At 54.4% G+C, this 23,738-nt stretch carries 23 protein-coding genes, 2 tRNA genes and 1 other RNA gene; 16 read left to right on the top strand and 10 right to left on the bottom strand.

What is annotated here, in order from left to right:
* Positions 1-2 precede the first annotated feature (2 nt).
* The 15 genes from cydX (at position 3) to pnuC (ending at position 9,721) form a co-directional block, all read left to right on the top strand.
* Positions 3-119 (top strand): cytochrome bd-I oxidase subunit CydX, encoded by a 117-nt coding sequence (gene cydX, locus JG725_RS07190; RefSeq protein ID WP_172289858.1) that lies wholly within the window; start codon positions 3-5, stop codon positions 117-119.
* Entirely contained in the window at positions 116-409 is a 294-nt protein-coding gene (ybgE, locus tag JG725_RS07185) for a cyd operon protein YbgE (protein ID WP_172289859.1), read from the top strand. The genes cydX and ybgE overlap by 4 nt, the downstream gene beginning before the upstream one ends.
* 133 nt (positions 410-542) lie before the next feature.
* Entirely contained in the window at positions 543-947 is a 405-nt protein-coding gene (gene ybgC / locus JG725_RS07180; RefSeq protein WP_172289860.1) for a tol-pal system-associated acyl-CoA thioesterase, read from the top strand.
* Positions 944-1,630 carry a Tol-Pal system protein TolQ gene (gene tolQ, locus JG725_RS07175; RefSeq protein ID WP_172289861.1) on the top strand — a complete coding sequence of 229 codons (687 nt, stop codon included), beginning with the start codon at positions 944-946 and terminating at the stop codon, positions 1,628-1,630. Before ybgC ends, tolQ begins: the two co-directional genes overlap by 4 nt.
* 12 nt (positions 1,631-1,642) lie before the next feature.
* Positions 1,643-2,068, top strand: a complete 426-nt coding sequence (tolR, locus tag JG725_RS07170; RefSeq protein WP_172289862.1) for a colicin uptake protein TolR — start codon at positions 1,643-1,645, stop codon at positions 2,066-2,068.
* A 56-nt stretch (positions 2,069-2,124) separates the two neighbouring features.
* On the top strand, positions 2,125-3,258 hold the full coding sequence (tolA, locus tag JG725_RS07165; protein ID WP_199377409.1) for a cell envelope integrity protein TolA: 1,134 nt from the start codon (positions 2,125-2,127) through the stop codon (positions 3,256-3,258).
* Between the two features lie 327 nt (positions 3,259-3,585).
* The gene (tolB, locus tag JG725_RS07160) at positions 3,586-4,878 is read left to right on the top strand and encodes a Tol-Pal system beta propeller repeat protein TolB (protein WP_172289864.1); all 1,293 of its coding nucleotides are present in this window, start codon (positions 3,586-3,588) and stop codon (positions 4,876-4,878) included.
* A gap of 41 nt (positions 4,879-4,919) precedes the next feature.
* The gene (gene pal / locus JG725_RS07155; protein WP_199377407.1) at positions 4,920-5,432 is read left to right on the top strand and encodes a peptidoglycan-associated lipoprotein Pal; all 513 of its coding nucleotides are present in this window, start codon (positions 4,920-4,922) and stop codon (positions 5,430-5,432) included.
* A gap of 9 nt (positions 5,433-5,441) precedes the next feature.
* Entirely contained in the window at positions 5,442-6,215 is a 774-nt protein-coding gene (gene cpoB, locus JG725_RS07150; protein ID WP_172289866.1) for a cell division protein CpoB, read from the top strand.
* Between the two features lie 173 nt (positions 6,216-6,388).
* Positions 6,389-6,464 (top strand) — tRNA-Lys (locus tag JG725_RS07145).
* Between the two features lie 16 nt (positions 6,465-6,480).
* Positions 6,481-6,609: non-coding RNA, RtT sRNA (locus tag JG725_RS07140), on the top strand.
* A gap of 37 nt (positions 6,610-6,646) precedes the next feature.
* A tRNA-Lys gene (locus JG725_RS07135) sits at positions 6,647-6,722 on the top strand.
* Between the two features lie 234 nt (positions 6,723-6,956).
* Entirely contained in the window at positions 6,957-7,673 is a 717-nt protein-coding gene (locus tag JG725_RS07130) for a DUF554 domain-containing protein (protein ID WP_199377405.1), read from the top strand.
* A gap of 181 nt (positions 7,674-7,854) precedes the next feature.
* Complete coding sequence (nadA, locus tag JG725_RS07125) at positions 7,855-8,916, top strand: quinolinate synthase NadA (protein WP_172289868.1); 1,062 nt, start codon at positions 7,855-7,857, stop codon at positions 8,914-8,916.
* Between the two features lie 76 nt (positions 8,917-8,992).
* Complete coding sequence (gene pnuC / locus JG725_RS07120; RefSeq protein ID WP_172289869.1) at positions 8,993-9,721, top strand: nicotinamide riboside transporter PnuC; 729 nt, start codon at positions 8,993-8,995, stop codon at positions 9,719-9,721.
* A 5-nt stretch (positions 9,722-9,726) separates the two neighbouring features.
* Here pnuC and zitB read toward each other — a convergent pair whose 3' ends face one another.
* Positions 9,727-10,641: a CDF family zinc transporter ZitB gene (gene zitB, locus JG725_RS07115; protein ID WP_172289870.1), complete on the bottom strand. Its 915-nt coding sequence runs from the start codon at positions 10,639-10,641 to the stop codon at positions 9,727-9,729.
* 353 nt (positions 10,642-10,994) lie between these two features.
* On the opposite strand from zitB, the gene aroG reads away from it, so the two are divergent.
* Positions 10,995-12,050, top strand: a complete 1,056-nt coding sequence (gene aroG / locus JG725_RS07110; protein ID WP_172289871.1) for a 3-deoxy-7-phosphoheptulonate synthase AroG — start codon at positions 10,995-10,997, stop codon at positions 12,048-12,050.
* A 64-nt stretch (positions 12,051-12,114) separates the two neighbouring features.
* On the opposite strand, the gene gpmA is transcribed toward aroG, so the two are convergent.
* From gpmA to modF, 9 genes are all read right to left on the bottom strand, one after another.
* Positions 12,115-12,867 carry a 2,3-diphosphoglycerate-dependent phosphoglycerate mutase gene (gpmA, locus tag JG725_RS07105; protein ID WP_172289872.1) on the bottom strand — a complete coding sequence of 251 codons (753 nt, stop codon included), beginning with the start codon at positions 12,865-12,867 and terminating at the stop codon, positions 12,115-12,117.
* Positions 12,868-13,003: 136 nt separating this feature from the next.
* Positions 13,004-16,141 carry an efflux RND transporter permease subunit gene (locus tag JG725_RS07100; RefSeq protein ID WP_199377403.1) on the bottom strand — a complete coding sequence of 1,046 codons (3,138 nt, stop codon included), beginning with the start codon at positions 16,139-16,141 and terminating at the stop codon, positions 13,004-13,006.
* On the bottom strand, positions 16,138-17,643 hold the full coding sequence (locus JG725_RS07095) for an efflux RND transporter periplasmic adaptor subunit (protein WP_199377401.1): 1,506 nt from the start codon (positions 17,641-17,643) through the stop codon (positions 16,138-16,140). The genes JG725_RS07100 and JG725_RS07095 overlap by 4 nt, the downstream gene beginning before the upstream one ends.
* Complete coding sequence (locus JG725_RS07090; protein ID WP_199377399.1) at positions 17,640-18,899, bottom strand: TolC family protein; 1,260 nt, start codon at positions 18,897-18,899, stop codon at positions 17,640-17,642. The genes JG725_RS07095 and JG725_RS07090 overlap by 4 nt, the downstream gene beginning before the upstream one ends.
* Positions 18,900-18,913: 14 nt before the next feature.
* Positions 18,914-19,246: a copper-binding protein gene (locus JG725_RS07085; protein WP_172289876.1), complete on the bottom strand. Its 333-nt coding sequence runs from the start codon at positions 19,244-19,246 to the stop codon at positions 18,914-18,916.
* A gap of 73 nt (positions 19,247-19,319) precedes the next feature.
* Positions 19,320-19,760: a hypothetical protein gene (locus JG725_RS07080; RefSeq protein ID WP_172289877.1), complete on the bottom strand. Its 441-nt coding sequence runs from the start codon at positions 19,758-19,760 to the stop codon at positions 19,320-19,322.
* Between the two features lie 132 nt (positions 19,761-19,892).
* Positions 19,893-20,942 carry a galactose-1-epimerase gene (gene galM, locus JG725_RS07075; protein ID WP_199377397.1) on the bottom strand — a complete coding sequence of 350 codons (1,050 nt, stop codon included), beginning with the start codon at positions 20,940-20,942 and terminating at the stop codon, positions 19,893-19,895.
* Positions 20,943-20,966: 24 nt separating this feature from the next.
* Positions 20,967-21,983, bottom strand: coding sequence for a UDP-glucose 4-epimerase GalE (gene galE, locus JG725_RS07070; RefSeq protein WP_172289879.1), 1,017 nt, complete (start codon positions 21,981-21,983; stop codon positions 20,967-20,969).
* Positions 21,984-22,142: 159 nt separating this feature from the next.
* The gene (modF, locus tag JG725_RS07065) at positions 22,143-23,627 is read right to left on the bottom strand and encodes a molybdate ABC transporter ATP-binding protein ModF (RefSeq protein WP_199377395.1); all 1,485 of its coding nucleotides are present in this window, start codon (positions 23,625-23,627) and stop codon (positions 22,143-22,145) included.
* Between the last annotated feature and the right edge of the window lie 111 nt (positions 23,628-23,738).

Raw genomic sequence — 23,738 nt, 5'->3', positions numbered from 1 at the left:
TTATGTGGTATTTCGCTTGGATACTCGGAACGCTTCTTGCTTGTTCACTGGGGATTATTACCGCCCTGGCGCTTGAGCAGAGCGAGGCAAGCAAAGAGAGTGAAGATAAAACACAATGAGTGATTTGGTCGATAGACTCTATCGCCTGATGGATAAGAGCCCGTTACGGGCTCTTTCCCTGATCATGGCGCTGCTGGTGGCCGGCTGCGTTTTCTGGGATCCGTCGCGCTTTGCCGCGCGTACCAGCGAACTGGCGGTATGGCAGGGGTTTTTGCTGATTTGGGCGGTGTGCGCCGGCGTGGTTCACGGCGTTGGTTTTCGTCCTCGGCGGCTGCGCTGGCGCGCGTTTTTCGCGCCCCTTCCGGCCTTTGTGATCCTGGCCGCAGGTTTGTATTACTTCTTTCGCTAAAATAGCCCTCTATTCCATTTTGTTATGGGTTGCCTGCAACCCATAATTATTTTCTTTCCGCTGTTACAATCCATTCCAAACCTCATTTCTCTTGCGTATAGTAACGATGTTTAGTGCATTACCGGGATATAGAGTGAGTAATACGTTGTTCCGCTGGCCAGTTAGGGTCTATTTTGAAGACACTGATGCGGGTGGTGTTGTCTATCACGCGCGGTATGTCGCCTTTTATGAAAGGGCGAGAACCGAAATGTTGCGTGAGCGCAATTTTCACCAGCAAGCTTTAATGAGTGAGCATGTTGCTTTTGCTGTTCGCCGGATGACGGTGGAGTATCTTGCCCCGGCGCGCCTTGACGACCTGTTGGAAGTGCAAAGCGAGATCGTTTCGATCCGCGGCGCTTCGCTGACGTTCGCACAGCGCATTCTCAATTCACATGGTACCTTATTGAGCCATGCCGAAGTTTTGATCGCATGTATCGATCCATCTCAAATGAAGCCGATTGCGCTTCCTAAGTCTATTGTCGCGGAGTTTAAGCAGTGACTGACATGAACATTCTTGATTTGTTCCTGAAGGCAAGCCTTCTGGTCAAACTAATCATGCTGATTTTAATCTGTTTTTCCATTGCTTCCTGGGCGATTATCATTCAGCGAACCCGAATTCTGAATGCGGCGACGCGTGATGCGGAAGCGTTTGAGGATAAGTTCTGGTCCGGCATCGAGCTGTCCCGACTGTATCAGGAAAGCCAGACCCGCCGCGATAGCCTGACGGGCACGGAACAAATCTTCTATTCCGGTTTCAAAGAATTTGCCCGTTTGCACCGCGCCAACAATCATGCGCCGGAAGCCGTGGTGGAAGGGGCATCGCGCGCGATGCGTATTTCCATGAACCGTGAGCTGGAAACGCTGGAAACGCATATTCCGTTTCTGGGTACGGTAGGTTCCATCAGTCCGTATATCGGCCTGTTTGGCACCGTCTGGGGGATCATGCATGCCTTTATCGCGCTGGGCGCGGTGAAGCAGGCAACCTTGCAGATGGTGGCGCCGGGTATCGCTGAAGCCTTGATTGCCACGGCGATCGGTCTGTTCGCCGCTATCCCCGCGGTTATGGCGTATAACCGTCTTAATCAACGCGTCAACAAGCTGGAGCAGAACTATGACAACTTTATGGAAGAGTTCATCGCCATCCTGCACCGTCAAGCTTTCTCCAGCGATAGCGGCAAATAATCAGGGGGCAGCATGGCACGAGTACGCAGAGGGCGTCGTGAACTGAAGTCCGAGATCAACATTGTTCCATTACTGGACGTCCTGCTGGTGTTGTTGCTGATTTTCATGGCCACCGCACCGATTATCACGCAGAGCGTCGAGGTTGATTTACCGGACGCGACGGATTCAAAAACGGTTTCCAGTAATGATAACCCGCCGATCATCGTCGAGGTTTCCGGCGTCGGGCAGTATAGCCTGGTGGTGGAGCAGAACCGGATGGAGCAGCTTCCGGCGGAACAGATTATTGCTGAAGCGCAGACGCGTCTGGCGGCAAACCCCAAAGCGGTGTTTTTGATTGGCGGTGCAAAAGATGTTCCTTATGATGAAATTATTAAAGCACTGAACCTGCTGCATCAGGCTGGGGTCAAATCCGTTGGGCTGATGACGCAACCAATCTGAATCAGCGCGATGTACATTGAGCATATTTCTGGCAACACTGTTTTTGGGAATCGATTGTGCTAAAAGCAACCGAACAAAACGACAAGTTGAAACGCGCCGTTATTATTTCGGTGGTTCTGCATGTCCTACTGATTGCTTTGCTGATCTGGAGCTCGTTTACGCAAACGATGGAAGCCAGCGGAGGCGGAGGCGGCTCGTCAATTGATGCCGTCATGGTCGATCCCAGCGCCGTTGCCGAGCAATACAACCGCCAGCAGCAACAGCAGACCGATGCTCAGCGTTCCGAACAGTTGCGTAAAAAACAGGCTGAGCAACAGGCGGAAGAACTACAGCAGAAGCAGGCGGCAGAGCAACAGCGGCTGAAAGAGCTGGAAAGAGAGCGTTTGCAGGCGCAGGAAGAGGCTAAACAGCAGGCGCAGGAACAGGAGCAGCAGCGTAAGCAGGCGGAAGCCGCCGCGCAACAGGCGAGAGAGCAGCAGAAGCAGGCCGAGGCCGCCGCGGCGAAAGCGAAAGCCGATGCGGAACAACAGGCGAAAGCCGCCGCTGATGCGAAGAGAAAAGCCGAACAAGAAATTCAACAGCAAGCCGCAGCGGCGGCCGCGAAGAAAAAAGCGGAAGAGGAAGCCAAAGCCGCTGCCGAGGCGGCGAAGCAGAAAGCGGCGGAAGCCGCCAAAGCAGAGGCGGCCAAAGCCGCTGAATTGGCAAAACAGAAAGCCGCGGCTGAGGCCGCAAAGAAAGCTGAAGCCGCCGCAGCGGCAAAAAAAGCGGCGGATGAGAAAAAGAGGGCGGCCGCGGAAGCGGCTAAACAGGAAAGCGCCATTGATGATTTGCTGGGCGGACTGGCATCATCAAAAAATGCCCCCAGATCAGGCGGCGGCGCGCCGGCCGGCGTTGGAAACAACAAACAAAGCGGCGCGTCCGGCGCGGCGCTGGACAGCTACGGCAGTCAGGTTCGGGCGGCTATCCAAAGCAAGTTTTATGACTGGCAGCTCTATAAAGGACGAACCTGCACATTACGTATCAAACTTGCGCCAGATGGCTTGTTGATCGATGTGAATGCTGAAGGCGGCGATCCCGCATTGTGTCAGGCGGCGATTGCTGCGGCAAGGCAAGCCAGAATTCCGAAACCGCCAAGTACGGATGTTTATGAGGCTTTCAAAAATGCACCGATAGACTTTAAACCGCAGTAATCCGGGCTGTTTACCGATATGGGTTTAAGATTATTACTATGGTAAGCAAACCAGGTTATGGTGTTTTGTTAACATTGGTTTGTTTTTGTTAAAATTCTGCTGTAGCCAATATATTTCAAGGTGCAGGAATACGGCAATCGAACGAATCCTAGGAGCTTACATCAGTAAGTAACTCGGGTGACAACTCTGCTGGAGCAGATTTGAACGCTGCTTGCGGCGGCTGAGGCCCAGAGAAGGGCCGAATAATTCGAGCAGCCAACGCGCCTGCAACTTGAAAGATGAAGGGTATATTTATCGTAGACTTCGCGTCTGGATAAGGGAGATCAAATGAAGCAGGTATTTAAAGTTGCATTAAGCTTTTTGATGCTGTTTGCCGCGGTAGCGCACGCGGAAGTTCGTATCGAGATTACCCAGGGGGTAGACTCCGCGCGTCCGATCGGCGTTGTGCCGTTCAAATGGGCGGGGCCGGGCGCCGCGCCTGAGGATATCGGCGGTATCGTGGGCGCCGATTTGCGTAACAGCGGTAAGTTCAATCCGATCGATGCCAGCCGTATGCCCCAGCAACCCGCAACGGCATCCGAAGTGACGCCTGCCGCCTGGACTGCGCTGGGTATCGACGCCGTGGTTGTCGGTCAGGTACAGCCCAGCGCCGACGGCAGCTACGTTATCTCTTATCAACTGGTTGATACCTCCGGCAATCCCGGCAGCGTATTGGCGCAGAATCAGTTCAAAGTGACCAAACAATGGTTGCGTTATGCCGCGCATACCGCCAGTGATGAAGTATTTGAAAAACTGAGCGGCATCAAAGGCGCGTTCCGTACCCGCATCGCTTATGTCGTGCAGACCAACGGCGGTCAGTTCCCTTATGAACTGCGCGTTGCGGACTATGACGGCTACAACCAGTTTGTGGTGCACCGTTCTCCCGAACCTTTGATGTCTCCCGCCTGGTCGCCGGACGGCAGCAAACTGGCTTACGTTACCTTTGAAAGCGGACGTTCGGCGCTGGTTATCCAGACGCTGGCAAACGGCGCGATTCGTCAGGTCGCTTCTTTCCCGCGTCATAACGGAGCGCCTTCTTTTTCTCCTGACGGCAGCAAACTGGCGTTTGCCCTGTCCAAGAGCGGCAGCCTGAATCTGTACGTCATGAATCTCAGCTCCGGCCAAATGAGTCAGGTAACCGACGGACGCAGCAATAACACGGAACCGAGCTGGTTCCCGGATAGCCAGACTCTGGCCTATACTTCGGATCAGGCCGGTCGTCCTCAGGTTTATAAAATGAATGTGAACGGCGGTTCACCTCAACGTCTGACTTGGGAAGGCGCCCAAAATCAGGATTCTGAAGTGAGCGCCGATGGTAAATTTCTGGTAATGGTTGGCTCCAATAGCGGCGTTCAGCATATTGCCAAACAGGATCTGGTAACGGGCGCCGTACAAGTATTAACGGACACGTTCCTGGACGAAACGCCAAGCATCGCGCCTAATGGCACCATGGTTATCTATAGCTCCAAACAAGGGCTGGGTTCCGTGTTACAGCTAGTCTCGACAGATGGGCGTTTCAAAGCGCGTCTTCCGGCGACGGATGGACAGGTTAAATTCCCTGCCTGGTCGCCGTATCTATAAGTGCAGATATGTACAATAAACCATTTAAAGGACATAACGAGATGCAATTCAATAAAGTGCTGAAAGGCCTGATGTTGGCTCTGCCGGTACTGGCAGTTGCCGCATGTAGCTCTAACAAAAATGCGGACAATGATCAGTCTTCAATCGGCGCCGCTGGCGGCAATAACGGTATGATGGACGGCAATGCGTCTTCTTCTGAGCAGGCTCGTCTACAGATGCAGGAATTACAGCGTAACAATATCGTTTACTTCGATCTGGACAAGTACGATATTCGTTCCGATTTCGCTCAAATGCTGGACGCGCACGCGTCATTCCTGCGTAGCAACCCGTCTTACAAAGTGACTATCGAAGGTCACGCGGATGAACGCGGTACGCCGGAATACAACATCGCTCTGGGTGAACGTCGCGCCAACGCGGTACAAATGTATCTGCAAGGTAAAGGCGTTTCTTCCGATCAAATCTCTATCGTATCTTACGGTAAAGAAAAACCAGCCGTTCTGGGTCATGACGAAGCGGCTTATGCCAAAAACCGTCGTGCTGTTCTGGTCTATTAAGAGAATCGCATGAGCAGTAACTTCAGACGTCACTTGTTGGGTCTGTCGTTACTGGTTGGCGTAGCGGCCCCCTGGGCCGCTACTGTCCTGGCTGCGCCAATCAGTAATGTCGGCTCTGGCTCGGTGGAAGATCGAGTCACGCAACTGGAGCGTATTTCCAACGCTCACAGCCAGCTTTTAACTCAACTTCAGCAACAGCTTTCTGATACGCAGCGTGATATTGATAATTTACGCGGGCAGATTCAGGAAAGTCAGTATCAACTGAATCAGGTTGTTGAACGGCAAAAACAGATCTATCAGCAAATTGATGGATTGAACTCGCAGACATCATCAACTGCGCCGTCAGATAACGCGCCTGCTGCGGGGTCGAATACCGGTGCCGCAACGAGTGCGGCGCCGGCCAGTACCGGTGATGTCAACACGGATTACAATGAGGCTGTCGCCCTGGTGCTGGAGAAAAAACAGTACGATCAGGCCATCAGCGCATTTCAGGCTTTCGTCAAAAAATACCCGGATTCGACCTATCAGCCCAATGCCAATTACTGGCTCGGGCAGTTGAATTACAACAAGGGCAATAAAGACGACGCCGCCTACTACTTTGCCAATGTAGTAAAAAACTATCCTAAATCCCCAAAAAGTGCGGAAGCCTTGCTGAAAGTCGGGGTGATCATGCAGGAAAAAGGGCAGGCCGATAAAGCCAAAGCCGTTTACCAGCAGGTCGTAAAATTGTACCCCAATACTGAAAGCGCCAAACAGGCTCAAAAACGCCTATCTGCATCGTGATCGCTTTTCACAGGCACAAAAGTTGCTCGTTATGAGTGATTTTTGTGCCTTAACGTTTGAAGAATAAGCAGTCGAACCGTTTTTATGGAAAATAGGTTGCGCTGAAAATTTAAATTAGTAATATATGCCGCCGTTGCCAAGGCAAGAACGAAACGCTAAAGCAGCATGAATTGGGGTCGTTAGCTCAGTTGGTAGAGCAGTTGACTTTTAATCAATTGGTCGCAGGTTCGAATCCTGCACGACCCACCAATTTCAAATTAAGAAAAGCGGTTTAGAATCGTGAAGGATGAGAACCGTAAGGTTCGACAAAATCGATATCGTCGATTTTGAACAACGCGCAAGCGTTGACCCGAAGGGTGAGGCCTTAGGCCGAATAATCCTGCACGACCCACCCATTACGGCAGTCAGTTTTATTAGCAGTTCCGCACAGCGGGTCGTTAGCTCAGTTGGTAGAGCAGTTGACTTTTAATCAATTGGTCGCAGGTTCGAATCCTGCACGACCCACCACTTCCTGATTTTCCTGCCCAGACAAAAATCAATTTCTAATCTTGAATCAAACCTGACTTTTAGGTCTTTTCGGCACGACCTGCTCAGCGTTACCTGATGGTTTACGGTATATTACGTTCCCTTGGCCTGGCGCAATGGCCCGCTAAAGCCAGCCAGTCGGTTTGTTTCAACTCCGGTGAAGTTGGTCTCGGTTGTCGCGTAATAAGCTCGTATCGCAGTGGTTAGGGAGTTTTGATGATAGGTCCTTTGATTAATGGTGCCGCAATCCTCATTGGTGGCGGGTTGGGTATCGCATTGCGGCGTTTTATCCCGCAACGTTTACAAGATGGTCTGCCTCCTGCATTTGCCATGGTGTCGATAGCAATGGGCGTGACGCTGGTGATTAAAGTCCAGCAACTGCCGGCGGTGGCGCTGGCGGTCATCATCGGCGTTGCGGTTGGTGAGTTGTGCCGTATGGAATATGGCGTTCAGCAGGCGGGTATGGCGATCCAACGCGTGCTTAGCCGCGTACTGCCAGCGCCTGAACACCGCTTGCCGCAGGATGTTTACGCGCAGAACTTTACGGCGCTGATCGTGCTGTTTTGCGCCAGCGGGACAGGGGTAGTCGGGGCCTTGACCGAAGGGCTCACTGGCGATTATCAATTACTGATCATCAAGTCGGCGCTGGATGTTTTTACCGCGTTGATTTTCTCTATTACGCTTGGCTTTGCGGTCATGTCGATCGTCATTCCCCAGCTTGTTATCCAATCGTTACTGTTTTTCTCCGCCAAGTTGATAATGCCGTTTATGACGGTGGTCTCGACAGGCGATTTTTCTGCCTGCGGCGGCATTATTATGATCGCGGTAGGATTGCGGATTGCCCAGATTAAGTTATTTGCCGTGGTGAATTTTCTGCCGGCGTTGTTGCTGGTTATTCCCATCTCGCTGTATTGGCAGCGGCTCTTTGGTTGAAGAATAAAGCCGACGTTATCGTTTCATTTTAAGTTAAATAAACAAATTATCGATTTTTAGACAAAAAATGGCGACTCAAGGCTTTTTTTTCGGTATTTTGTTTAGGATAAAAAACATTACGATCTGAGTTAGGCGGCTTTTGCTGTTTCAGGTCTCAGCGTTGTCATCATGGAAACCCATAATGAGCATCCTTTTTGATAGCAATGAAACGATTTACCCCTTTCCTGCGAAGCCTAAGCCGTTATCGGCTGAAGCAAAGCAACATTACCGTAGCAGGATAAAAGTCTTATTGCAGCAGCGAAATGCGGTGATGGTGGCGCATTATTACACCGATCCGGAAATTCAATCCCTGGCCGAGGAAACCGGCGGCTGTGTCGCCGACTCGCTGGAGATGGCGCGCTTTGGCAGTACGCACCCCGCATCGACGCTGTTGGTCGCGGGGGTTCGCTTTATGGGGGAAACGGCAAAAATCCTTAACCCGGAAAAAACCGTGCTGATGCCAACGCTTGAGGCTGAATGTTCGCTCGATCTCGGTTGCCCCATTGAAGCGTTCAATCGTTTTTGCGACAGTCATCCCGATCGCACCGTCGTGGTGTACGCCAATACGTCAGCGGCGGTAAAAGCGCGTGCGGATTGGGTAGTGACCTCCAGCATCGCGGTGGAGTTGATTGAACATCTGGATAGCCTGGGCGAAAAGATTATCTGGGCGCCCGATCGTCATCTGGGCAGTTATGTGCAAAAGCAAACCGGCGCCGATGTGCTGTGCTGGCAGGGCGCCTGTATTGTGCATGATGAATTTAAAACTCAGGCATTAAGGCGCATGAAAGCGCTGTATCCCGACGCCGCTATTTTAGTGCATCCGGAATCACCGCAGAGCGTCGTGGAGATGGCCGATGCCGTCGGTTCCACCAGCCAGCTTATTCAGGCCGCCCAAACCTTGCCTCAGCGGGAACTGATTGTGGCTACCGATCGCGGCATTTTTTATAAAATGCAGCAGGCATGTCCGGGTAAAACCTTACTGGAAGCGCCGACCGCCGGCGAGGGCGCAACCTGCCGCAGCTGCGCGCATTGCCCCTGGATGGCGATGAACGGTTTGCAAGCGATTGCTCAGGGCCTGGAACAGGGCGGGGAGGCGCATGAAATTCACGTCGATGCCGCGCTGAGGGAAGGCGCGTTGATCCCGTTAAACAGAATGCTCGAATTCGCTGCTACACTGAAACTACGTGTACGCGGAAATGCCTGATAGATCGTGATTTTCATTTATGCGTAGGCAACGTAAAAAATAAATTAGCGCATTATTACTCAGACAGGATGGCGAGATGGACTTTTTCAGTACCAGTAATATTTTGGTTCATATTCCTTTGGGGACGGGGGGATACGATCTTTCCTGGATCGAAGCGATAGGCACGCTGTTTGGGTTACTTTGTATCTGGTTGGCAAGTCTGGAAAAAACCATTAACTACCTGTTTGGTTTGATTAACGTCACGCTGTTTGCGGTGATTTTTTTCCAGATCCAACTCTATGCCAGCCTGCTGCTGCAAATTTTCTTTTTTGCCGCCAATATTTATGGTTGGTACGCCTGGACGCGCAAAACCGAGTCTCACGAAGTGGAGCTTAAAATTCGCTGGCTTCCCTTGCCGAAGCTGATCGGCTGGTCTGCCGTGAGTGTGGTCGCCATCGGGTTAATGACGTTTTATATCGACGCCGTTTTCGCCGTTCTGACGCGCATGGCGGTTTCAGGCATGCAAGCGCTCGGATTAGGTGTACAGATGCCGGAACTCCAGCCGGATGCTTTTCCGTTCTGGGATTCCACGATGATGGTCTTGTCGATTGTCGCGATGATCCTGATGACGCGTAAGTACGTTGAAAACTGGCTGCTGTGGGTGGTCATTGATGTTATCTGCGTGGTGATTTTCGCCTATCAGGGGGTGTACGCCATGGCGGTGGAATACGCTATTCTGACGCTGATTGCGCTGAACGGTTCCTGGCTGTGGATTAAAAGCGCGCAGGAAAACCGCTCCAGTCCGTTATCACACGCCAGGCCGTAATGGCCTCAATGATGATGGCCTGCTGCGTGATGAATGTCGCAGTGGTCATCATCACAGTGGTGATACTCCATCTGAATCGTGGCATGACCGATTTGATAATTTTTCAACAGATATTCCTGAATACGTTTCAGCAACGCGTCATGATCGTAAGGCGGGATCACCTGCGCATGCAGCGTCATTAACGGCTTTTCGCCCACCTGCCACAGATGCACATGATGAATATTGCGTACTTCCGGGATATTCAGCGTCAGATCTTTCTTCAACGCATCAACGCTTATCTGGCCGGGCGTCCCTTCCAGTAACTCGTGAATACTCTCTTTCATCAGCGCCCATGCGCTACGCAACACCAGGCAGGACACCAATATCGACAGTATGGGGTCAATCGGCGTCCAGTCGGTAAACAGAATAACCAACGCGGCGATAATCGCCCCCACTGAACCTAGCAAATCGCCCAGTACGTGCAGCGCCGCCGCCCGGACATTAATGTTTTTTTCTTCGCTCCCGTGATGCAATAACCAGAACGCGGCAATATTCGCCAGCAAACCGGCGACGGCAATAATCAGCATCGGCACACTGGCCACCGGCTGAGGATCATAGAAGCGCCGAATGGCTTCCCAGAATATAAACGCGGTAATAACCACCAGCGTCAGCGCATTAACAAAAGCCGCGAGAGTGGTCAGGCGCAGATAGCCAAACGTATGATTCGCGTTGGGCTTACGCTGCGCGAAACGCACGGCCAGCAGAGCGACAAACAGCGCCGCGGCATCGGTCAGCATGTGACCGGCGTCGGCAAGCAGCGCCAGCGAGCCGGAAAGCAGGCCGCCGATAACTTCCGCCACCATAAACGTCGCGGTAACAATAAATGCGGCGAGCAGACGTTTACTGTTGCCCGATTCTGCGTGGTGGTGGGAATGCGCCATAGTCCATCCTGAGTGGTGTATAAGCCGATTACCCTGTCACTGTACTGCAATCGGCGGTGAAAAAATATTCTGCTGATTATCAATGTTGTGCGCTTTGACGCGATATCAAAAGCGCCTGTCTGTGTATATTACGTAGGCCGTGCGCGCTCCGTATGGTGAAAATACACCTTATTCCGCATCTGAAAGCATTTGATCATGTAAACATAGCCTATTTCAGCGCGATGAAGTCGCCTGCTTGGCATATAATAGTCAACTTGCATTATGGCAGCTCAGTTTTTCAATCTATCCGCTATCTTGTATATCGTGCGTTGGATATGGGTCAAAAATACCGCTTTGGAATCGATGGAATTATTATGAATTACCAGAATGATGATTTAAGGATTAAAGAGATTAAAGAACTTTTGCCACCCGTCGCCCTGTTGGAGAAATTCCCGGCGACCGATCGTGCCGCGGAAACCGTCTCGTTCGCGCGAACTGCCATTCACAAAATTCTGAACGGCAATGATGATCGTTTGCTGGTGGTTATTGGCCCATGTTCGATTCACGATCCTAAAGCCGCCAAGGAATATGCTGCCCGCCTGCTTGAGTTACGTCATGAACTGAATGACGATCTGGAAGTGGTGATGCGGGTTTATTTTGAAAAACCGCGCACGACGGTGGGATGGAAAGGGCTGATTAACGATCCTCATATGGATCATAGTTTCCAGATCAACGACGGTCTGCGTATCGCACGTCAATTACTGCTGGATATTAATGATTCCGGTATGCCTGCCGCCGGTGAGTTTTTGGATATGATCACACCGCAATATCTTGCGGATCTGATGAGCTGGGGTGCTATCGGCGCCCGGACGACCGAATCTCAGGTGCATCGTGAGTTGGCCTCCGGCCTGTCCTGCCCGGTCGGTTTTAAGAACGGCACTGACGGCACCATCAAGGTTGCCATTGACGCAATAAATGCGGCCAGCGCGCCGCACTGCTTCCTGTCCGTCACCAAGTGGGGGCATTCGGCCATCGTTAATACCAGCGGCAACAGCGACTGCCACATTATTCTGCGTGGCGGCAAAACGCCGAATTACAGTGCGCAACATGTTAAAGAGGTGAAGGCGGGGCTGGAGAAAGCCGGGTTGTCGCCACAGGTGATGATTGACTTCAGCCATGCGAACAGCTGCAAGCAGTTTAAAAAGCAGATGGACGTATGTGAAGACGTCAGCGGCCAGATTGCACAGGGCGAAAAAGCGATTATAGGGGTGATGGTGGAAAGCCATCTGGTTGAAGGCAATCAGGATCTGGAGAGTAATGAACCGCTGGTCTATGGCCGCAGCGTCACGGATGCCTGTATCGGATGGGAAGATACGCAAGCGCTGTTGCGTCAGTTGGCGTCGGCGGTGCGTGAGCGCCGCAGCAGATAATGGCGGAATAACGGTCAATAAAAAACCCGGCTTTATCGGCCGGGTTTTTTTAAACCAAGTAATTTTACTTGGCTTTACCCTGATTCGCTACCGCCGCGGCTTTTGCGGCGATTTCATCAGCATTACCCAAGTAGTAATGTTTGATCGGCTTGAAGTTTTCATCAAACTCATAAACCAACGGCACGCCGGTTGGGATATTCAGTTCAAGGATTTCATCTTCACCCATGTTGTCCAGGTATTTAACCAGCGCACGCAGCGAGTTGCCGTGAGCGGCGATAATGACGCGCTCACCGCTTTTGATGCGCGGCAGGATGGTTTCATTCCAGTAAGGAACAACACGTTCAATGGTCAGCGCCAGGCTTTCAGTCAGCGGCAGCTCTTTGTCGCTCAGCGACGCGTAACGCGGATCGTGCCCCGGGAAACGTTCGTCATCGCGAGTCAGTTCCGGCGGGGTAACAGCAAAGCCGCGACGCCACTGTTTTACTTGCTCGTCGCCGTATTTCTCAGCGGTTTCGGCCTTGTTCAGACCTTGCAGAGCACCGTAATGACGTTCATTCAGTTTCCAGCATTTTTCCACCGGCAGCCAGGCTTGGTCCAACTCGTCCAGTACATTCCACAGTGTGTGAATAGCGCGTTTCAGCACCGAGGTGTAAGCAAAGTCGAAAGCAAAACCTTCGTCTTTAAGCAGCTTACCGGCGGCTTTCGCTTCTGCACGGCCTTTTTCGGACAGGTCAACATCGTACCAGCCGGTGAAGCGGTTTTCGTTGTTCCACTGGCTCTCACCGTGTCTTACCAGTACCAGCTTAGTTACAGCCATAGCTAAACTCCTTCATATCCTAAGATTTCTGTGATAACTCGTTCCATTATAGGGGCGGAGAGCGGCTATCGGCAATCGATAGTCGCCCATCAACGTCATTTATCCGCGCTATGTTTGTTCAAAATCACGCTCAGCTTTATCGTTTCAGCGGATCGGGATCATTCTTATGCAATAACAGATAAACCGCCGGGATCACCAGCATGGAAAGCAGCGGAGCGCTGACCATGCCGCCAATCATTGGCGCGGCGATGCGTTGCATAATCTCCGAACCGCTGCCGCCGCCCCACATGATCGGCAGCAGACCGGCCATAATCGTCGCGACGGTCATCATTTTAGGCCGTACACGCAACACCGCCCCTTCGTGAATGGCATCCATTAACTGCTGCCGCGATAACGACTGCCCCGGAATGCGGTGTTTTTCCACCGCATGATTGAGATAGAGCAACATAATGACGCCGAATTCGGCCGAGACGCCTGCCAGCGCGATAAACCCTACCGCCCCGGCGACGGACAGATTATAACCCAGAATATAGAGCAGCCAGACCCCGCCGATCAGCGCAAAGGGCAGCGTGGCCATAATCAGCAAGGCATCTCTGATCCGGTTAAAGGTGACGTACAGCAGCACGAAAATGATGATCAACGTAAAGGGAACGACAATTTTCATTTTTTCCGTCGCGCGCTCCAGATACTCGAATTGTCCCGACCAACTGAGTGAAACGCCCTCCGGCAGCGTCACCTGTTGTGCGACGGTCTGCTGCATTTCCTCTACGGCGGATTTGAGATCCCGGCCGCGCAGATCGACATATATCCAGTCGGACAGGCGGCCGTTCTCGCTTTTCAACATCGGCGGGCCTTCGCTGACGCGAATATCGGCCAGTTCGGCCAGCGTGACGCGGGCGCCGTCAGCCGTTACCACCGGCAGAGCGCGCAGTTTTTCCAGTGAGTCGCGGAGTTCGCGCGGATAACGGATATTGATGGGATAGCGCCGGCGCCCCTCAATGGTTTCACCGATGTTCTGTCCGCCGATCAAGGTCGATACCAGCGACTGCAACTCCGCTACCGAAACGCCGTAGCGGGCGGCCCGCAGGCGATCGATGTCAATATCGATATAGCGGCCGCCGGCCAGGCGTTCGGCCAGTGCCGATGTCACGCCCGGCACGTTCTTCACCACCCGTTCGATTTGCGCCGCAATCCGCTCGATATCCGCCAGATTATTGCCATTCACCTTGATGCCCACCGGGCTTTTGATGCCGGTCGCCAGCATATCCAGGCGGTTACGGATCGGCGGCACCCAAACGTTGGCGATCCCCGGCAGGTTGACGGTGCTATCCAGTTCGGCGATCAATTTATCCATCGTCATGCCCGGACGCCACTGGTCACGAGGCTTCAGGCGAATAGTGCTTTCCAGCATGGTTAACGGCGCGGGGTCGGTGGCGGTTTCGGCCCGGCCGGCTTTACCAAAAACCGACTCAACCTCAGGAACGGTTTTGATCAGCCGGTCTGTCAACTGCAACAGTCGGGCCGCTTCCCGGGCGGAAATACCGGGCAGGGTGGAAGGCATATACAGCAGATCGCCTTCATCCAGCGGCGGCATAAATTCGCTGCCGAGACGGCTGAGCGGGAATAGCGTGAGCAGCAATAAGGCGCCGGAAACCAGCAAGGTGGTTTTGGGGTAGCTCAGCACTTTCTGGAGTACCGGCTGATAGCCGGCGATCAGCCAGCGGTTCAGTGGATTGGCCTGCTCATCGGGAATTTTCCCGCGCACGAAATAGCCCATCAGCACCGGGATCAGGGTGATGCCTAATCCGGCGGCAACCGCCATGGCATAGGTTTTGGTGAACGCCAGCGGCGAAAACATGCGGCCTTCCTGCGCTTCCAGCGAGAAAACCGGCACAAAGGAGAGCGTGATGATCAACAGACTGCAAAACAGCGCCGGACCCACCTCGGTCGCGGCGCGCTCCGCCAGTTGCCACCACTCCTTTTCCTGCGGGTTTTTCCCAGGATGGTCATGACGCCATTGCTCCACCACTTTGTGCATGTTTTCTATCATCACGATGGCCGCATCCACCATGGCGCCAATCGCAATCGCAATCCCGCCCAGCGACATGATGTTGGCGTTAACCCCCTGATAGCGCATGATAATAAACGCCCCGAGTATCCCCAGCGGCAGGCTGATAATCGCCACCAGCGCCGAACGGAAATGAAACAGAAACAGGACGCAAATCACCGCCACCACCGCAAACTCTTCCAGCAGTTTGTGACTCAGCGTTTCGATAGCGTGTTCAATCAGCTGCGAGCGATCGTAGGTGGGGACGATTTCTACGCCCGCGGGCAGGCTTTTCTGAATTTCCTGTAGCCGCGCCTTAACCGCATGTAACGTCTCTAGCGCGTTTTTACCGTAGCGCAGCACAATGATGCCGCCCGCCACTTCGCCTTCGCCGTTCAGTTCGGCGATGCCCCGGCGCATTTCCGGGCCTTCCCGCAGGGAAGCGACATCTTGCAGCAACACCGGAATGCCATTGCGGGTGGTGATGACCACATGGTTGAAATCCTGCGCGTTTTTCAGATAGCCGGCGGTGCGCACCATGTATTCCGCCTCCCCCAACTCCAGTACCGAACCGCCGCTTTCCTGATTGGCGGCCTGAATGGCGCTAATAATCTGCTGATGGCTAATATTCTGCGTGCGCATCCTCTCCGGATCGACCACCACCTGATACTGTTTCACCATGCCGCCGACGCTGGCGACCTCAGCGACGTTGGGAACGGTTTTCAGTTCGAACCTGAGCAGCCAGTCCTGCAAGCCGCGCAGCTCGGCCAGACTATGCTTGCCGCTGCGATCGACCAGGGCATATTCATAGATCCAACCGACGCCGGTGGCATCCGGCCCAAGGGCGGTTTTTGCCTCCGCCGGCAGACTGGACTGCACCTGACTGAGATATTCCAGTACGCGGGAACGCGCCCAGTAAGGATCGGTGCCATCCTCGAACAGAATATAGACATAAGCATCGCCAAACATGGAAAAGCCACGTACCGTTTTCGCTCCCGGCACCGACAGCATGGTGGTCGTCAGCGGGTAAGTGACCTGATTTTCCACCACCTGCGGCGCCTGGCCCGGATAGCTGACGCGGATAATGACCTGCACGTCAGACAGATCGGGCAGGGCATCCAGCGGCGTTTTCTGCAACGAGACGATCCCCCAGGCGGCCATCAGTAATGCGGCCAGCAGTACCAGCAGCCGGTTTTTCAGCGACCAGCGAATGACATAGGCAATCATGGGTGGCCTCCATGTCCGGCATGAGGATCGTTGAGCGGTGAGATGTCCTGAATATGAATGCCGCTGTCATCCATAGTGAAGCCAAAGCTGACTTTGCTGCCGATGCCGATACCTTGCGGCAAGCCGTCTGGCGGCAGCGCGAAATCCATGGTCATTGGCGACCAGTTAAGCGCCGGAACGGCGTCATGTTCAATGGTGAGCTGATTGCCGTTAATCGCCTTAATGACCCCTTGCGTCCGATAGCCGGTTGTTGAGCCGTCGCCGGTCTGCGCCTGCGGTGATGTCTCCGGCTGCGCATCGCCAAACTGAGACAGCGAACTGCGCAGGCTGGCTTCGGAGTCAATCAGGAACTGACCGGAAGTCACGACGTTGTCGCCTTGATTAAGCCCGGCGGAGATTTCAACCCAGTCGTCGTGGGCGACCCCAACGGTAACGTTGCGCGGAACAAAATGGCCGTCGCCTTCGCTCAGTAATACCCGGTTTTGACTGCCGCTAACCAGCAGTGCCTGCTGAGGGATCATCAACAGCCGCTGTGGTTTGGCGTTGGCGAGCCGTACGGACAGATACATTCCCGGTTTCAACTGTTGTCCGGCATTTTCCACGATGACCCGGGCTTTCAGCGTGCGGGTGGTGCTGTCCAGCACCGGGAGCAGCTCGCTGACGGTTCCATGGAAGGTTTTTCCCGGCCAGGCGGGGCTGCTGGCGATCATCTCGCCGCCAACCGTCAACTGCGCCGCCTGCGCTTCCGGGTAATCGATTTCCACCCATACCGGATCCAGGCTTGCCAACTCGAATAGCGGTTGCGCCGGGGTTAGCTGCATGCCGGCACGGACTTCGAGCTTATTCACATAACCGGCCTCGGGGGCGGTAATCGTCATTCTCGGCTGCGGCTGTCCGCTGCGCTCCACCTGACGGATCACCGCTTCCGGCATAAACAGCAGCGACAGTTTTTGACGCGCCGCCTGTGTCAGCGAACGGTCGCCCAACTGCCGTACCGCCAGATATTCCTGTTGTGCCGCGGCCCAGGCGGGGTTCCACAGCATAGCCAGCGTTTCCCCTTTCTTAACCTGTTGTTGCGGCGCGTTGACATTAAGCTGTTCGACAATGCCGCCGCTGGGAGCGACCAGCGTGCGCAGCGCGCGTTCGTTAAGTGCGACGGAACCATAGCCCGAGGTTTGCAGGTTGACGCTGCGAATCTCCGCCTGCGCGATGCGAACCCCGAGATTCTGCTGCTGACGGGCGCTAATCGTTACGCCGCCGTCATCTTGTGCCTCATCGGCATAACGGGGAATTAACTGCATGTCCATAAACGGCGATTTACCCGGCTTATCGAAACGTTTATCGGGCACCATCGGATCATACCAATACAGTACCGGGCGATCGGCCGCCGCCGGCGTGTCGGGCGTAGCCGCCCTGTGTTGCAGACTGCCCCAGAAATAACCGGCGCCGATAGCGCCGGCGAGCGCCAGCGCGAGCAGACTGATAGCGAGTGGTTTATTCATGATCGTGGGTTTCCCTGTGGCGTCAGATAGCGAATGTCCGCCCAAAGCCGAGCCATTTCCCGCGTGGCGTTCAGTGTGGCGATCTGGCTTTCGAGCATTGAACGGCGGGCTTCCAGCACGTCGGCAAGGTTGCTGCTGCCGGACTGATACTGGGCCTGAATCAGCCCGATGCGCTGATGCTGGAGAGGAAGCACCTGGTTTTTCTGGCGCTGCCAGCGCGACTGGGCGGCCTGATATTGCGCTATCAGCGTGTCGAGCTGCGCCTGATGCTCCCGGCCCGCCAATAACACCCTGTCGCGGGCCTCCTGGCTGCGGGCCACATCGGCGGCGTAGTCTTTATCCTGCCGTTTGGATTTGAACAGCGGCAGATCGACCGTTACCATCACACCGGCCATATCGTCGTAGTCATTTCCGCGCTTGGCATAGTAAATTTCGACGCCGACATCGGGAATGGCCGCGACGGCCGATTGCGCCGATCGCGCCTGTGCAAGTTCGGCTTCACGCTGCGCCAACTGCATTTCCGGGTGCAGATGAATGATTTTTCTCAGTTCATCGGGCGAGGCGGGTAACCGCTCAAAGCGGGGGAGATCGCCGCGAACGTTGATATCAGGCAGGCCGGTAAGCTGCGCCATTCTGGCCTTTGCTATCAGAACATCCCGTTCGGCATCGGCCAGCGTATCCTGCATTGCCGCCAGCGTCAGACGGGCATCCAGCACGCTGCTGGCTTCGACGCCCGCGGCTACGCCGGCTTTTTGCAAGGCAATCTGCCGTTGGCTTTCGTTAACCAGCGACCGCGCTGCTTTCAGCGTCTGTTGGGACAGCGCCAGTTCCAGCCAGGCCTGCGCGGTCTCCCGTTGCAGACGGGCGCGGATGGTTTCGCTGTTGCTGCGCAGACTATCGGCTTCCACCCGGAATGTTTGCGCCTTGTTTTCGCGTTTGGTGCTGCTGACATAGGTTTGCATGACGCCGATACGTTGCATCGTCATGCCTTCACGCGTCAGTCGGCTACCGCTATTGCCCCCTAATGGCAGGTTTTCCACGCCGAACCTGAGTTGCGGATCGGGAAGCTGTGTGGCGGAGTCGGCCATGTTTTGCAGCGCGCGAATCTGGTGCTGATTGGCCGACAGATCGGCGGAATAGCGTTCCGCTGCCTGTAAAGCCTGATCAAGGTCCAGATCTGCCGCAAATGGCACGGCCGGCAGCCACAGCAACATCGCCAACCACGCTCTTACCGAGAGGTGCCTGGAGGTGTTCATATTTTATCCCCCGGTTATGGTTGCTGTGGCGTAATCGCGGTCAAGGTATAACCACTGTCGCTTTGAATAAAACTGAACGCCACGAGGGTATCCGCCGGTAAGGGATTAAATTCGCCGGAGACGCCGGGCAGCCTGAACGCCATGGTCATGGCCGGCCACTGCAAATCGGCGATCGGACGGTGGGAAATGGTGACGCTGTCGGCATTCCATTGTTTTATCGTACCGGTGGCCTGATACACTCTGGCGGCGGTATCCGGCGGCGTCATGGCGTGATGTTGGTGTCCATTCGCCCACAACGGGGAAGAAAAAAGCAGGCTGGCGATAAACGCCACATAAGCGGTGCGCATAATAATAGCTCCATAAAAACGATGAATAACGGTTGATTACGCCAATCGGCGCAAGCGTGTCATCATCAAAGAGCTATTCTCTAAAGCGGCAGAAACGGATTTCAGCCGGCGGGCCGGCGACAGGGGGAGAGAACCAGACATGATTGGCGCCGTTCGCCTCGTGCGGCTGAGCCGCCAGGACCAGGTCATTGTTGACCGGGAGAGCCAATGATATCAGAGAGGCATTGTCTTGCTTGATGGTGTCTGGCACACAGTGTTTTTCACACAGCGGCGTCTGCTGGTCGGCCGAAGGTTTCGCCATCGCATCATGGTGAGAAAAATGCGACGTTGTTTGTTGCAGGTGCGCTTGGTGCTGTATGGATGGAGAGACATGGCTGACGGTCAGGTCGCATTGATGTCCGGCGATGGCCAGTTGCGCATTCAGAAATAGCCAGCATAACGCTAATAGCCATCCCCACCTGCCTTTGTGGCGCAGATGATGAATGAACGATGGCGATAAACCGGATGCTGACATAACGTTTCCTTGCAGAAAGTCATGGCAGTGTAATCGTCCGAATCTAACCTCAGCAAGCGGCGAATTGAAGAGTTTTGTAAATTGGCGGAAGATGCCGCCGTCAATGTTATCAATAGGTTAATTGTTGATTGTTTAACCGTTACTGAAAAAAAACTGGTACGTCGTATCAGAACGATAAACGTTCCCCGGTCTTAACCAACAATCGGGCTGCGGCCAGTTAGGATGATTGGGGCTGTCGGGCAGAAATTCGCTTTCCAGCGCCAGCCCGGCGCAATTTTCATAGACGCCGCCTTCGCGCGATGGCGTACCGGCCAGAACGTTTCCGCTATAGAGCTGCAATGCCGGCGCGCTGGTAAATACGCTCATGAGCACGCGGCCATCCGACGACCACAGATTGGCCGCCGGACTTTCGCTGGAGCCACAGACTCGGTGCAACAGATAGGCATGATCGTAGCCGCCGACGGCAATCTGATCCTGGTCCCGCAGGAAGTCCTGTTCCAGCGTTTTGGGTTGACGGAAATCCATTCCGGTGTTTTGCACCTGAGCCAGATCGCCGTTGGGAATACCCGTCTGGTTTACCGGCAGGTAATAATCGGCGAACAGTTGCAGCCGGTGTCGGCGTACGTCGGTCGGGCTGCCGTCAAGATTAAAATAGGCATGATTGGTTAAGCACACCGGGCAGGGTTTCTCGGCGGTGGCCCGATACGAGATTTCCAGCGCGTTATGTTCAGTCAGACGATAACATACCTGAACGTTAAGCTGCCCCGGATACCCTTGATCGCCATCCGGCGAATACAGTTGGTAGGTGATCTGTGACGCATCCTGACTGAGCATGCGCCAGCGCCGGGTGTGAAACCCCTCCGGTCCGCCATGTAGCTGGTTCCGGCCCTGATTGGCGGTCAGATGAAAAATGTCATTTCCGCGACGGATCGTGGCATTGGCGATGCGGTTGGCATAACGTCCAATCGATGCGCCGAGATAGGCGTTTTGTTGCGGATATTGCTCAGGCGATGTGCAGCCCAGCAGTACTTCCCGAATCCCGTCCTGTACCGGAAGCTGACAGGAAAGCCAGGTTGCGCCCCAGTCCATAAAGCAAACGCGCATGCCAGCCAGGTTCTGTAGCGTGGTTAACTGAAACGGCTGACCGTCCGGCGCCAGCGCCGCGGTTTTTTCATCCAACATACGTTGCTCCTGTGATGCACGACGTTAGTCCGGATAGCCCTCAGGGTGGGCGGATTGCCAGCGCCAGGTATCCTGAGCCATTTCTTCCAGCGAGCGTGTGACCCGCCAGTTCAGGTCGGCGGCGGCTTTTTCCGCATCGGCCCAATAGGCGGCCAGGTCGCCCTGCCGGCGTGGCGCGAAGTGGTAGGCAACAGGTTTGCCGCAAGCCTCGCTGAAAGCGTCAACCACCTGTAATACGCTGTAGCCGACTCCGGCGCCCAGATTGTAAATGTGAACTCCGGCGCGGTCTTGCAGCCTATTCATCGCCGCGACGTGTCCATCGGCCAGATCGACGACATGGATATAATCACGTACGCCCGTGCCGTCCGCCGTCGGATAGTCATTGCCGAAAATAGCCAGTGATTCACGGCGGCCAACCGCAACCTGGGCGATATAAGGCATCAGGTTGTTGGGCGTTCCCTGGGGATCCTCGCCCATTTCGCCTGAAGGGTGCGCGCCCACCGGATTGAAATAGCGCAGCAGGGCGATGCTCCACTCCGGTTGTGCATGTTGCAAATCTTGTAAAATTTGCTCGACCATCAGCTTGCTGCGGCCGTAAGGGCTGGCGGGATGGCCCGTCGGGAAGCTTTCCTGATACGGGATTTGGGGCTGATCGCCATAAACCGTGGCGGAGGAGCTGAAAATCAGGTTCTTCACGCCGGCTTTTTTCATCGCCTCAACCAGCGTCAGCGTGCCATAGACATTATTGCCATAATAATCGAGCGGCTGCCGAACGGATTCCCCGACGGCTTTCAGGCCTGCAAAGTGGATCACTGAGCCAATGGCATGGCGGGAAAAAATGTCATTCAGCAACGCGCCGTCACGGATATCGCCCTGATAAAAAACGGGGGTTTTCCCAGTCAATTGCGTTATGGTTTTAACCACGCTGGCTTTGCTATTGCATAAATTGTCGAGAATGATCGGGTGATGCCCGGCGGCCAGCAGTTGTACACAGGTATGGCTTCCTATGTAACCGCATCCCCCCGTAACCAGAACGTTCATAATGACCTCTGTTGTGACGATTTGGCAAAAAATAACATGGCTTGCTGCCGGGAAAGGTGATCCACGGCGAAAACAGCGCCGGTTATTATCGATGGTATAGAATTCTGATTTGGCTTGAGAAAATCAATCGGAATCCAGAGGGATTTTACTTTTTGTTAGTTAACCAGAAGCGGGGCGAACCTCTTCCGTCTGGTAGTCATAGACATCGTCTCTGGCAACGAACGTTAGCCGGTGCGTAATGCACAGCGGCGCATCCTCCGCATGATGAGAGACGAAGAGCAATTGCGTATCGCCTTCGCTGATTAAAACATCCAGCCAGCGCCGCACCAACTGACGGTTAAGGGGATCTAATCCCTGCAACGGTTCGTCGAGGATCAGCAAAGCGGGGTGTTTGACCAATGCTCTGGCGATCAGCGTCAGCCGCTGTTGGCCCCAGGACAGCGATTGAAACGGCGTATCGGCGATAGCGCCGTCAAGACCCAGCAACGCCAGCCACTGGTCGGTTAATTGGCGCTGGCGGTCGGAAACCGCCTGATAAATGCCGATAGAATCAAAAAAACCGGACAAAATAACGTTGCGCACGCTGACGCTGACGCGGTAATCAAGATGCAGGCTGCTGCTGACGTAGCCGATATGCCGTTTGATATCCCAGATGGTTTCTCCGCTTCCTCGTCGACGGCCAAACAGCGTGAGATCGTTGCTGTAGCCTTGCGGGTGGTCGCCGGTAATCAGGCTCAGCAGGGTGGATTTGCCTGCGCCGTTCGGGCCGACAATCTGCCAGTGTTGGTCGGGCAGCACTTCCCAGGTTAATCCGTGCAGGATCGGGCGATCGTTGTACTTCACGATGCCGTTGCGCAGCGTGATGCGCGGTTGGTCGGCGGGCAGCGCGGCAGACTGCCGGGGATCTTCCGGTTCAGGGAGCGCGGTGCCTGACAGCTTTTCACTGTAGGCCAACTGAGCGATGAGAGCTTCCGACAGGATATCCTTACGGTCTCCGTTACGGGTCAACGTGCAGTCGGCAAGGATACCGACGTGATTGATGAAATCAGGAATATCGTCAAAGCGATTGAGGATCAGCACCAGCGTATATCCCTGGCCGGCAAGCTCCGGCAGTCGCGCGGCAAGTTGAGCGCGCGAGGACACGTCAAGTCCGTCGAAAGGCTCGTCCAGAATAAGCAGGTCGGGCTGCGGCATCAACGCCTGACACAGCATGGTTTTACGTGTCTCGCCGGTGGAAAGATACTTGAAGCGGCGATCCAGCAGAGGCTCGATACCAAACTGTTGTGCGAGCTGCCGGCAGCGAACCGGATCGTTTACCGTATCCTGGATCACGTCTGCGGTGGTGCGACCGGTGTCGTCTTCATCGGCGCTTAGCATGTCGGTATTGTTGCGCTGCCATTCCGCACTGACCAACTGCTGCAACTGTTCAAAGGATAATCGGACGATGCGCTGAAAATCGCACCGGCGTTCGCCGCTCAGCAGCGACAACTCGCCGGACAAGGCCCGCGCCAGCGCCGATTTTCCGCTGCCGTTTGCGCCGACGAACGCCCAGCTTTGATGTTGCGCGAGGGTCAGTTCATCCAGACGCAACATACGGGTATCACTTAGCCGGAATAACCCTTGCGATATTTTCAACAACGACATTTTTCTACCTTCCTGCATCGGGGTGTAAAATTTAGCGATGGCGGTTTTTGCGCATGCTATTTGTTTGTCGGAAATAAACCCACCCAGGCGGTCTATTCGATCGGGTTAATG

Origin of the sequence: Brenneria sp. L3-3C-1 (assembly GCF_016456245.1) — a bacterium.
In the GTDB taxonomy this organism is placed as follows: domain Bacteria; phylum Pseudomonadota; class Gammaproteobacteria; order Enterobacterales; family Enterobacteriaceae; genus Brenneria.
The sequence above is the reverse complement of the archived record's forward strand: the minus strand, read 5'-3'. Positions and strand labels throughout refer to the sequence as shown.